Source organism: Herbidospora cretacea, assembly GCF_001570605.1.
Classification (GTDB): Bacteria; Actinomycetota; Actinomycetes; order Streptosporangiales; family Streptosporangiaceae; genus Herbidospora; species Herbidospora cretacea.
Genome location: NZ_BBXG01000003.1, coordinates 323785 through 334857, shown reverse-complemented (window position 1 = coordinate 334857; position 11073 = coordinate 323785). Strand labels below are relative to the sequence as shown.

Here is an 11073-nt window from a genome sequence, read left to right as displayed (position 1 = left end):
CCCGCACCGCCCCGCTCCGGGCGCTCACCCCCGCTCCCGCACCGCGCCGCGACGACGGACCTCTCACGCCCAGAACCGGAACCGCATGATCTGGCCCTGGACGTCAGGGTCGGCGAACTCCGGTCTCAATGCGTCGCGCACCGACCACCACTCGGCCCGGACGTTCCATTCGGCCCCGGCCCGGCCGAGGTCGAACTCCTCGTAGGTCTCGCCGTCCTCCAGCGTGTAGGCCGACAGCATGCCCGAGACGAGGTGGATACGGCCGGTCCAGCTGCGCTCCGCCGGCTCACCCGGGTCGGCCGACCAGTGTTCGTAACGCAGATGAAAGGGACCTGGGCCGTATTGGAGAAGCAGGATGGCGTTCGGGCCCACGGTCAGCCAGCTGGGCTCCTCCTGCGACCACTCGACCTCCCAGACGCCGGGCTCGTTGCCGCCGTCGCCCACGCCGGTGAGGCCGTAGATGGAGTCGACCGGAATGACGTCGGATAACGCGGAGATCAGTTCCGGCATCGCTACCGCGCCAGGATGTCGTCGAGGTTGTAGGCCACCGGCACCTCCAGCTGCTCGTACGTGCACGACTCGGGGGTCCGGTCGGTGCGCCACCGGCGGAACTGGGCGGTGTGGCGGAACCGGACGCCCTCCATGTGGTCGTAGGCCACCTCGATCACCAGTTCCGGTTTCAGCGGGATGAACGACAGGTCCTTCTTGGCGTTCCACCGCGAGATCGCCCCGGGCAGCCGCTGGCCCTCGGGCCCGCCGCCGACCCCGGCCGAGGCCCACGAGGCCCACTCGCCCCACGGGTGGTCGGCCGGGTCGGTGACCTTGTAGGGGGCCAGCTCGGCCACCAGTTCCTCGCGCCGCTTCATCGGGAACGACGCCGACACCCCGACGTGGTGGAGCTTGCCGTCGTCGCCGTAGAGGCCGAGCAGGAGGGAGCCCACGATCGGCCCCGACTTGTGCTCCCGGTATCCGGCCACCACGACGTCGCAGGTCCGTTCGTGTTTGACCTTGAACATCACGCGTTTGTCCGGCTCGTAGGGCAGGCCGCCCGGTTTGACGATGATCCCGTCGAGCCCGGCCCCCTCGAACATCTCGAACCATTCGAGCGCCTGCTCCTGGTTGACGGTGATCGGCGTCAGCCGGATCGAGCCGCCCGCCTTGGCGGTGACCTCGACCAGGCGTTCGCGCCGCTCGGAGAAAGGCCGGCCGGTCAGGTCGTCGTCGCCGACGGCGAGCAGGTCGAAGGCGATGAACGAGGCGGGCGTCGCCTCGGAGAGCATCTTCACCCGGGACGCGGCCGGGTGGATGCGCTGCTGGAGCGCCTCGAAGTCGAGGACCGGCCCGCGCATCACCACGATCTCGCCGTCGAGCACGCACCGCTCGGGCAGCTCGCGCTTGACCGCCTCGATGACCTCGGGGAAGTAGCGGGTGAAGGGCCGCTCGTTGCGGCTGCCGAGGAACACCTCGTCGCCGTCGCGGAAGACGATGCACCGGAAGCCGTCCCATTTCGGCTCGTAGAACAGGGAGCCGTCCTGTTCGGGCATCTTCTTGACCGCCTTGGCCAGCATCGGCGAGACCGGCGGCCGGACGGGCAGGTTCAGCGCGGCGGGTTCGGGCGAGGTCATCGGTCCCCCTCCTGGTGCGGTTCGCGGACGTAGCGGCAGAACAGGCTGCCCTCCTCCTCCAGCACCCCGGCCAGCGCGAACCGGGTGTGGGAGGCGGTGCCGTTGAGCACCCGGGCGGCGTCGCCGCCGATCATCAGGGGGGAGACGGTCAGGCACATCTCGTCGACCAGCGAGGCCGCCGCGAGCTGAGCGTTGAGCCGCGGGCCGCCCTCGCACAGGATGCGCCCGAGGCCCCGGACCCGCAGCTGGGCGACCGCCTCGGCCAGGTCGACGCGCTGCTCCCCGGCCACGACCACCTCGGCGTGGCGGGCGGCCTCGGCCCGGCGGTCGGCGGGGGCGGACTCGGTGGTGATCACGATCGTGCGGGACTCGGGGGCGCACTCGGTGAACAGCGCGCCGCCCAGGTCGAGGTCGAGCTTGCGGGTGATCACCGCCACCGGCGGCGCGGCCGGACGGCCCTCGCGCAGCGGACGCCACGTGTCACGGGGCTTGGAGGGCCCATAACCCTCGATGCGGACGGTCGCCGCCCCCGCCAGCACGACGTCGGCCAGGCCGCGCAGGACCATGAAGACGCGGCGGTCACCGGGCGAGGACAGGCCCCTGGACAGGCCCTTCAGCCACGCGCCGCCGTCGGCGCTGGCCACCATGTTGAGGCGCAGCCACTCGGCCCGAGGGTAGGCGTAGACCGCCGGGAGGTCGGGATCGTCGGCCGGCTCCGGATGTATCTGGCGCACGACCCCACCCTGTCACAGCCCTCCGACAACGCGGCAGCGTGCCCGGGTGGTAACGGTTTGATGTCAAGCGGTCGCCGATTGTCAGGTTCGGTGTTGGATCGAACCAGATGTGGTCGGAGGGGGTTTTCGTGCCGCTTGTGGTGTTGATCGTGTGGTTGCTCGCCGCGTCGGTCGGTGTCTACCTGCTCTACCTGTGGTTACGCGGCGGGGGGCTGCGCCAGCAGGCCACCAAGGTGACCCGGTTCCCGATGGCGTTGATCTTCAGCCATCCGCTGCTGGCGGTGACCGGGCTGGGGCTGTGGCTGGCCTTCATGCTCACCGGTGTCAGCGCCTACGCCTGGGGGTCGTTCGGCGCGCTGTGCCTGGTGGCGTTCCTGGGGTTCGTCATGTTCACCCGCTGGCTGGGCGGCGGACGCCACGCGCGCGGGGCCGAGAACCGGTTCCCGCTGGTCGCGGTGGGCCTCCACGGCCTGGCGGGGGTCAGCACCTTCGTGCTGGTGCTGCTGACGGCGGCCGAGCTGACCCGCTAGCGGCGGACCGCCCGCAGGACGCGGAACGACCGGGCCGCCACCTCGACGTCGGCGCCGGTGTGGCGGACGTCGGCGGGCGGCTGCCCGTGGGGGACGGCGGCCTCGGTCGCGGTGTCGAACAGGGACTTCCAGCTCACCGCGAAGTCACGCCCCGGGAGGGTGAACGTCAGGTCCTCGTGGTGGGCGTTGATCAGCAGCAGGAACGAGTCGTCGGTGATGCGCTCGCCGCGCGGCCCCGGCTCGCTGATGGCGTCGCCGTTGACGAACACCGCCACGGCCTTGGAGTAGCCGGCGTGCCAGTCGGAGTCGTCCATCTCCTTGCCCGCCGGGGTGAGCCAGACGATGTCGCGGACGCCGTCGGACTGCTCGCGGCCGGAGAAGAACCGGCGGCGGCGGAACGCCGGGTGGTCGCGCCGGAAGGCGGCGATCTCCCGGACGAACGTGAGCAGCTCCGATTCGGTCTCGGCGAGGGACCAGTCGATCCAGGACACCTCGTTGTCCTGGCAGTAGGCGTTGTTGTTGCCGCCCTGGGTGCGGCCGAACTCGTCGCCGGCGGTCAGCATCGGCACGCCCTGCGACAGGAACAGGGTGGCCAGGAAGTTGCGCCGCTGCCGCTGCCGCAGCGCCTTGATCGCCAGGTCGTCGGTGGGGCCCTCGACCCCGCAGTTCCACGAGCGGTTGTCGTCGGAGCCGTCGCGGTTGCCCTCGAGGTTGTCCTCGTTGTGCTTGCGGTCGTAGGAGACCATGTCCTGGAGGGTGAAGCCGTCGTGGGCGGTGACGAAGTTGATGCTGGCGATGGGGCGGCGGCCGGAGGTGGCGTACAGGTCGGAGGAACCGGTGAGCCGGGAGGCGAAGTCGGGGAGCGCGGCGGAGGAGCCGCGCCAGAAGTCGCGGACGGTGTCGCGGTACTTGCCGTTCCACTCGGTCCACAGGGGCGGGAAGTTGCCGACCTGATAACCGCCGGGGCCGACGTCCCACGGCTCGGCGATCAGCTTGACCTGCGAGATCACCGGGTCCTGCTGGATCAGGTCGAAGAAGGCGCTCAGCCGGTCGACGTCGTGGAGCTCGCGGGCCAGGGCCGCCGCGAGGTCGAAGCGGAAGCCGTCGACGTGCATCTCCAGGACCCAGTAACGCAGCGAGTCCATGATCAGCTGGAGCGCGTGAGGGCTGCGCACGTTGAGCGAGTTGCCGCAGCCGGTGTAGTCGAGGTGGTAGCGGCGGTCGGCGTCCTGCAGCCGGTAGTAGGAGTTGTTGTCGATGCCGCGGAAGCCCAGCGTGGGGCCCATGTGGTCGCCCTCGGCGGTGTGGTTGTAGACCACGTCGAGGATGACCTCGATGCCCGCCTCGTGGAGCGACTTGACCATGGCCTTGAACTCCAGCACCTGCTCCCCGCACTGCCCCGACGAGGAGTAGGCGTTGTGGGGGGCCAGGTAGGCCATCGTGTTGTAGCCCCAGTAGTTGGTCAGCCCCCGGGCGACCAGGAAGTGCTCGGGCACGTACTGGTGGATCGGCAGCAGTTCGACGGCGGTGACGCCGATCGACTTCAGGTGCTCGACGACGGCCGGATGGGCCAGCCCCGCGTAGGTGCCCCGCTGCTCCTCCGGGACGGCCGGATGGAGCTTGGTCAGCCCCTTCACGTGGGCCTCGTAGATCACCGTCTGGTGGTAGGGAGTGCGCGGCAGCCGGTCGTTGCCCCAGTCGAAGAAGGGCGACACGACGATGTTCTTCGGCATGTACGGCGCCGAGTCGCCGAGGTTCAGCCGCCGGGGGTCGGCGAAGTCGTAGGAGAACAGCGACTCGTTCCATTTGACCTCGCCCTCGATCGCCTTGGCGTAGGGGTCGAGGAGGAGTTTCGAGGGGTTGCACCGGTGGCCCTGGCGGGGGCTGTGGGGCCCGTGGACCCGATAGCCATAGCGCTGACCAGGCGTGACACCGGGCAGGTAGCCGTGCCAGACGAAGCCGTCCATCTCGGGGAGGTCGACGCGCGTCTCGGTGCCGGCCTCGTCGAAAAGGCACAGCTCGACCCGCTCGGCCACTTCGCTGAACATCGAGAAATTGGTGCCCACTCCATCCCAGGTGGCACCGAGCGGATAAGGCTCTCCAGGCCAGACTTCGCGCATGCAGGTCCTATTCTCGCATCCCGGGATTTTCCCTACCCGTTCATTCGATTTAACACAGGCAGGAGCCCCGCCCAACAGCAGCCGTAGGGGTCACATGAATGGATCAACGGTCGCGGTCCTTCGACGGCTGCACCCGTTTCGGCTCTCCGGGCATCTTGGGATAGTTGGGCGGATAGGGCATGTCGCCCCGGCCGTCCTTCTCGTAGACCTCCAGCAGGCCGGTCAGGTCGCACGCCACCTCGTCGATGCCCTCGTGAGGGTCGCCGATCTTCGCGAACCGGGCCGGCATGGTCTTCATGGTGAAGTCGGCGGGGTCGCACGACTCCAGCTCCTCCCAGGTCACCGGGGCCGAGACCTGCCCGTCGGGCCGCGCCCGCACCGAGTATGCCGCCACGACGGTCCGGTCGAGGGCGTTCTGGTTGAAGTCGATGAAGACGCGCTCGCCGCGCTCCTCCTTCCACCATGCGGTGGTGGCGAGGTCGGGCATCCGCTTCTCGACCTCCCGGGCGAACCCGATCCCGGCATATCTGACCTCGGTGAACGTCCACCTCTGCTGGAGCCGCACGGTGATGTGGATCCCCCGGTTCCCGGACGTCTTGGGGAACCCGGTCAGTCCGAGGTCGGCCAGCACCTCGCGCGCGGCGAAGGCGACCTTCCTGGCCTCGTCGAAGCCGGTGCCGGGCTGGGGGTCGATGTCGATGCGCAGCTCGTCGGGGTGGTGGAGGTCGGGGACCCGGGCCGCCCACGGGTGGAAGTCGATCGTGCCCAGGTTGGCGCACCAGGCGATGCCGGCCACCTCGGTCGGCCGGAACGCGTCGGCGGTGCGGCCGGACGGGAAGTGGACCTCGGCGGTCTCCAGCCAGTCGGGGTGCTTGGGCATCCGCTTCTGGTAGATCGCGTCGGTCTGCACGCCGTCGGGATGCCGCTTGATGTATGTCGGCCGGTCCCGCACCGCGCGCAGAATGCCGTCACCGACACTGAGGTAGTACTCCACCAGGTCGCGCTTGGTCGCGCCGGTGCCCGGGAAGTAGACCTTGTCGGGGTTGGTGACCTTGACGGTCCGTCCCCCGGCCTCTATTTCGATGAACGGCGAAGGCATGTTCGAACCCTACCCACCGGGAAGGTTCCGCCTCTCTCCTGGGTTGAGTCAGGTGAAAACCCGTCCAGAAAAGGCTGGTGGCTGATGAACAAGGTCATGAAGACGGACGCCGAGTGGCGAGTCCAGCTCAACCCCGAGGAGTACCGGGTGTTGCGGCAGGCCGGCACCGAGCGTCCCTTCACCGGGGAGTACGTCGACACCAAGACCGAGGGCGTCTACTCGTGCCGCGCCTGCGGCGCGGAGCTGTTCACCTCGGACAGCAAGTTCGAGTCGCACTGCGGCTGGCCCTCGTTCTACGAGCCCAGCGCGGCCGACCACGTGACCCTGATCGAGGACCGCAGCCTCGGCATGGTGCGGGTCGAGGTGCGCTGCGCGTCGTGCGACTCCCACCTGGGACACGTCTTCCACGGTGAGGGCTACCCGACCCCCACCGACGACCGCTACTGCATCAACTCCGTCGCGCTGAACCTCAGGCCTTCGGCTTCGGGTAAGTGACCCGGCAGTCGTCGTCCTTCGGGCCGAGCACGTTGGCCAGCACCGGGTTGCCGTTGCCCCCGGTGCGGGCCTGCACGAACACCACCCGCTTCGCCACTCCCAGCTCGCCGAGGTACTGCATGCCCCGCTCGCAGAGCCGCAGCGCGGCCGGCGAGTTGTCCTTGGACTCGGGGAGATCGGTGTAGATCCGCAGGTAGGTGCCGCTGGTGCGGATGTCGGTGATGTGCCGGTGGGTCTCGTCGTCCCAGCGGTCGTCGAAGTAGGCGAGCGCCTCCTTGTCGGAGAACTCCGTCTCCTTGCGCTTGGCCGGCTTCTCCTCTTCCTTCTCCGCGGGCGGCGGTCCCGGCACCGCCGGGACGGCCGCCTCCGTCGTGGGGACCTCGATCGATGCGATCCGCACGGGAGCCTGCTCGCCCCGGGCCGCCAGCAGGGGCACCACGACGGCCGTCACCCCGAGCCCCAGGCACGAGACGCCGACGACGACCTCAGCCGCCCGCGACCGAGACCTGCGACGTTTCCCCGTGGATCGTGCCATATTCATCATTTGCCCACGAGTATGCCAAGAACCGGCTTCCTACGGCAGCGCGTTGACGAGTTCGGTCACCGGCTTGCGTGATCCGGTGTAGAAGGGGATCTCGATCCGGGTGTGCTCCCGGGCCTTCGCGCCGCGCAGGTGGCGCATCAGGTCGACGATGCGGTGGAGCTCGTCGGCCTCGAACGCCAGCATCCACTCATAGTCGTTGAGCGCGAAGCAGGCGACCGTGTTGGCCCGCACGTCGGGGTAGTCGCGGGCCATCTGGCCGTGTTCGGCCAGCATCGCCCGGCGCTCGCCGTCGTCGAGCAGATACCACTCCAGCGACCGCACGAACGGGTAGACGCAGACGAAGCCGCGCGGCTCCTCCTCGGCTAGGAACGCCGGGATGTGGGACTTGTTGAACTCGGCCGGGCGGTGCAGCGCCATCGCCGACCAGACCGGCTCGCTGGCCCGCCCGAGGGCGGTGCGGCGGAACCGGGCGTAGGCGTCCTGGAGGTCCTCGGGGGCCGGGGCGTGCCACCAGAACATGAAGTCGGCGTCGGCGCGGAACCCGGCCACGTCGTAGGCGCCGCGGGTCACCACGTCCTTGCCGGCCAGCTGGTCGAGGAGCTCCCGCACCTCTTCGGCCACGGCGTCGCGTTCGGCCGGGAGGCCCTCGCGCAGCCGGAAGACCGACCACATGGTGTAGCGGATCACATTGTTGAGGTCACGCGCCTTGAGCCGCGGGGTGCCGTCCGTCATGCCGCCATTCTGCCCGGGGATCCAGGTGGTCGAGAATCCGGGCGGCCGCCGCGCGGGCGGTCGCCGCCGTCGCCGGGATCCCCACGCCGTCGTACGCCGCCCCGCAGACCGCCAGGCCCGGCACTCCGGCCACCGCCGCGCGGACGCGGGCGACCCGGTCGTTGTGGCCGACGTCGTACTGCGGGAGGGCCCCGCCCCAGCGGGTGACCCGGGTGTCGGCGGGCAGGCCGCGCACCCCGGTGATCTCGGTCATCTCGTTCATGGCCAGGGTGGTCAGCTCGGTGTCGTCCCGCTGGAGGAGGCGCTCCTCGCCGAGCCGGCCGATCGAGCAGCGGACGAAGACGTAGCCGTGGCCGGCCAGGTGGGGCCACTTCACGCTGGAGAAGGTGACGGCCTTGACCGCGCGGCCCTCGACGGGCGGGGTGAGGTAGCCGCTCCCGGCGGGGAGCCCGGGGAAGGCGTCGGCCGGGTAGGCCAGCGTGACGAGGGCCATGCTGGCGTACTCGATCCGGGCGAGCTCGGCGGCGGCCTTGGGGACCTCGCGTTCGAGCAGCCGGGCCGCCGGGGCCGCCGGGACGGCCACCACGACCGCGTCGGCCTCCATGACCCGCTCGTCGCGGGTGGGGCCGGTGACGAGCCGCCAGCCGGCGGGCGTACGGGACAGCTCCCGCACCATCACGCCGGTGCGGACCTCGGCCCCGGACGCGGCGGCCAGCGCCGGCGGGAGGGCGCCCAGGCCGGTCTTCAGCGACGTGAAGACGGGGCCGGGGTTCTTGGGCGCGGCTCCGGCGATGTCGCGGGCGGCCCGCAGCAGCGAGGCCTCCGACCGGGCCGCGGCGGCCACCGCCGGCATGGTCGCCTCCAGCGAGAGACGGTCGGCGGAACCGGCGTAGACGCCGCCGAGCAGCGGCTCGACCAGCCGGTCGACCACCTCGTCGCCCATCCGGGCCCGGATGTAGGAGCCCACCGAGACGTCGGTCGTCACGAGCGTCGCCGGGAGCACCTGGTCGAGCGGCACCCGGGCCAGCCCCGCCGGGGACAGCACCCCCGAGCGGGCCAGCGCCACCAGGTCGGACGGCACGCCCATGACCTGGCCTTTCGGCATCGGCCGCAGCTCGCCCCGGGACAGGATGCTCGCGCTGGTCGTGCCGGGATCGACGAGATCGCCGCCGAGCCCGGCCAGCCTGGCCAGTTCGATGCCCTCGGGGCGGCGGGCCAGCATCGCCTCGGCGCCCGCGTCGACCGGCACCCCGGCCACGTCGGTGGCCACGAGCTTGCCGCCGATCCGGCCCGCGCCGTCGAGCACGGTCACCCGCACGCGGTCGTTCCTCAGGTGCCAGGCGGCGGCCAGACCGGCGATGCCGGCCCCCACGACGACCACGTGAAAACGCTCCATGGGCATCACCCTAAGCCGTGACTGCATCGTGACGCCGAGCCCCAAACCGGTGACGCGCGGGGAACGTCCATTGTTCATGAGCACATTGCGTTCACGCGCGATAGCGCCGCTTCTCCTCGCGGCGTTCTTCCTGACGGCGTGTGGCGGCGAAGGCGAGATGGCCAGTGGTTCGGCCGCCGACGCCCCCGCCCTGTCCGCCGAGTCCGGCGGCGCGCCCGCCGCCGCGCCGGAGGAGAAGCAGGCCACCGAGGCCGAAGGGGGCCAGAAGGCGCCCCCCGACGCGTCCGGAGCCAATGTCGCGATGGCGCCCGCCGACCGGGCGATCATCTACAAGGCCGAGATGACGGTCCGGGCCAAGGACGTGGCCGCCGCTCTCGACCAGGCCAAACGCATGGTCACCGAGGCCGGCGGCTACGTCGCGGAGGAGCGCTCCAACTCCTCCGCGTCCCGCCAGGAGTCCACGATCACCTTCAAGATCCCACCCGCCCAGTACCCGGGCACGCTCGGCCGCCTGGGCAAGGAGCTCGGCACCACGGAGTCGCTGCACCAGGGCACCGAGGACGTCACCGGCGAGGTCGCCGACGTCGCGGCCCGGGTGAAGTCGGCCGAGGCTGCGGTGGCGCAGTTCCGCACGCTGCTGACCAAGGCCGAGAAGATCGGCGAGATCATGGACATCGAGCGGGAGATCCAGGCCCGCACCTCCGACCTGGAGGCCCTCCAGGCCCGGCAGAAGTCGCTCACCGAGCAGACCGGCATGGCCACTTTGACGATCACCCTCGTCGGCCCGTCGGCTCCCCCGGTCCAGCCGCAGGTGGAGGAGACGGGCTTCCTGGCCGGTCTGAAGGCGGGCTGGGACGGCCTGAAGAAGTTCGCCGACGCGCTGTCGACGATCGTCGGCGCGCTGCTGCCGTGGCTGGTCGTGATGGGCGTGCTGTTCCTGATCGCGCTGCCCTTCTGGCGGCGGATGCGGCGGCGGCAGGCGGTGGCGGTGGCTCCCCCGCCCGCCGAGACGCCCCGGCGGCACGACGAATCGCTAGTCGAAAAGGAATGACCTCCAGTGCGGTGGTCCGGCGTCGCGGGAGGCGTACCAGCCCTGTTGGTTGCGGATCCGGGCGTCGGGCCACAGCAGCACCCAGGAGGCGTGGCTCGGCATGAGGTGCCGGTCGGCCGGGTTGTAGACGACGAACTCGCGCGTCCCGAAGGCGTCGAAGAAGAACCTCGGCAGCTCGAACGCCAGGTTGTAGGAGTCGCCGCCCTTGGCGTAGCTGTACCGGGCGACGCCGCGGACCCCCGGGTGGTAGTCGGGCCAGACGGCGTCGAGGGCGTCGGGGTAGACGCCCTGGTCGTCGTGGCTCCGCTCGACGGCGGCGATCATCTCGGCGGCGTGGGCGACGGCGGTGTCCCGGGCGTAGGCGGTCAGCGGGCGGCTGAGCACCGCCTGCCCCGCCAGCGCGACGAGCGGCAGGACCACGAAGTAGACCGGCGAGGGCCGCCGCGCGAGCACGGCCGTCCACAGAGCGAGCGCCCCCAGCCCCAGCAGCGGCCCCGACTCGGCCACGGCGGCCGCCGAGACCGCCAGCGCGGTGACCGCCAGGGCGGCCGCCTGGGCGGCCCGCCAGAACCGGTTGCGCGGCCAGAGCAGCAGCGGCACCGAGGTGACCACGGCGAGCAGGCCCACTCCCCCGAAGATCTGCGCCAGCGTCGACAGCGGCAGCGCCAGCGGGTCGTAGCCGCCGGGGAGATACGGCGAGGCGATCAGCAGGAGGAGCGACGCCGAGAGTAAGACCGCCCGCATGGA

General features: G+C 70.8%; 12 protein-coding genes. 3 read left to right on the top strand and 9 right to left on the bottom strand.

Annotation, left to right across the window (positions count from 1 at the left end; all coding sequences use genetic code 11):
• Positions 1 to 63 precede the first annotated feature (63 nt).
• From AW270_RS07335 to AW270_RS07325, 3 genes are read right to left on the bottom strand one after another with little or no spacing between them, the layout of a single operon-like run.
• Positions 64 to 510 carry a hypothetical protein gene (locus AW270_RS07335; RefSeq protein WP_061292008.1) on the bottom strand — a complete coding sequence of 149 codons (447 nt, stop codon included), beginning with the start codon at positions 508 to 510 and terminating at the stop codon, positions 64 to 66.
• 2 nt (positions 511 to 512) lie between these two features.
• Positions 513 to 1625: an ATP-dependent DNA ligase gene (locus AW270_RS07330; RefSeq protein ID WP_245674600.1), complete on the bottom strand. Its 1113-nt coding sequence runs from the start codon at positions 1623 to 1625 to the stop codon at positions 513 to 515.
• A complete protein-coding gene (locus AW270_RS07325) occupies positions 1622 to 2359 on the bottom strand; it encodes a pyrimidine reductase family protein (RefSeq protein ID WP_061292006.1) in 738 nt (245 codons plus the stop codon). The genes AW270_RS07330 and AW270_RS07325 overlap by 4 nt, the downstream gene beginning before the upstream one ends.
• A 128-nt stretch (positions 2360 to 2487) precedes the next feature.
• Between AW270_RS07325 and AW270_RS07320 the strand changes: the two genes are divergently transcribed.
• Positions 2488 to 2889 (top strand): hypothetical protein, encoded by a 402-nt coding sequence (locus AW270_RS07320; RefSeq protein ID WP_061292416.1) that lies wholly within the window; start codon positions 2488 to 2490, stop codon positions 2887 to 2889.
• Here AW270_RS07320 and glgX read toward each other — a convergent pair.
• Both glgX and ligD read right to left on the bottom strand, forming a co-directional pair.
• Positions 2886 to 5009 (bottom strand): glycogen debranching protein GlgX, encoded by a 2124-nt coding sequence (gene glgX, locus AW270_RS07315; RefSeq protein ID WP_061292004.1) that lies wholly within the window; start codon positions 5007 to 5009, stop codon positions 2886 to 2888. The two genes, AW270_RS07320 and glgX, sit on opposite strands and share 4 nt — an antisense overlap.
• Positions 5010 to 5112: 103 nt before the next feature.
• Positions 5113 to 6108, bottom strand: coding sequence for a non-homologous end-joining DNA ligase (ligD, locus tag AW270_RS07310; protein ID WP_061292003.1), 996 nt, complete (start codon positions 6106 to 6108; stop codon positions 5113 to 5115).
• Between the two features lie 84 nt (positions 6109 to 6192).
• On the opposite strand from ligD, the gene msrB reads away from it, so the two are divergent.
• Complete coding sequence (gene msrB, locus AW270_RS07305) at positions 6193 to 6603, top strand: peptide-methionine (R)-S-oxide reductase MsrB (protein WP_061292001.1); 411 nt, start codon at positions 6193 to 6195, stop codon at positions 6601 to 6603.
• On the opposite strand, the gene AW270_RS38545 is transcribed toward msrB, so the two are convergent.
• Genes AW270_RS38545 through hemG form a run of 3 tightly spaced genes read right to left on the bottom strand, consistent with a single transcriptional unit; the run spans position 6578 to position 9281 of the window.
• Positions 6578 to 7138 carry a hypothetical protein gene (locus AW270_RS38545; protein ID WP_157521747.1) on the bottom strand — a complete coding sequence of 187 codons (561 nt, stop codon included), beginning with the start codon at positions 7136 to 7138 and terminating at the stop codon, positions 6578 to 6580. The two genes, msrB and AW270_RS38545, sit on opposite strands and share 26 nt — an antisense overlap.
• Before the next feature lie 39 nt (positions 7139 to 7177).
• Positions 7178 to 7879: a hydrogen peroxide-dependent heme synthase gene (gene hemQ, locus AW270_RS07295; RefSeq protein WP_061291997.1), complete on the bottom strand. Its 702-nt coding sequence runs from the start codon at positions 7877 to 7879 to the stop codon at positions 7178 to 7180.
• Positions 7845 to 9281 (bottom strand): protoporphyrinogen oxidase, encoded by a 1437-nt coding sequence (hemG, locus tag AW270_RS07290; protein ID WP_063819123.1) that lies wholly within the window; start codon positions 9279 to 9281, stop codon positions 7845 to 7847. Before hemG ends, hemQ begins: the two co-directional genes overlap by 35 nt.
• A gap of 70 nt (positions 9282 to 9351) precedes the next feature.
• Here hemG and AW270_RS07285 point away from each other — a divergent pair, with 70 nt between their 5' ends.
• Complete coding sequence (locus AW270_RS07285) at positions 9352 to 10326, top strand: DUF4349 domain-containing protein (RefSeq protein ID WP_169807268.1); 975 nt, start codon at positions 9352 to 9354, stop codon at positions 10324 to 10326.
• Here the strand turns inward: AW270_RS07285 and AW270_RS07280 are convergent.
• Complete coding sequence (locus AW270_RS07280) at positions 10309 to 11070, bottom strand: hypothetical protein (protein WP_061291992.1); 762 nt, start codon at positions 11068 to 11070, stop codon at positions 10309 to 10311. The genes AW270_RS07285 and AW270_RS07280 overlap by 18 nt on opposite strands.
• Positions 11071 to 11073: the final 3 nt, after the last annotated feature.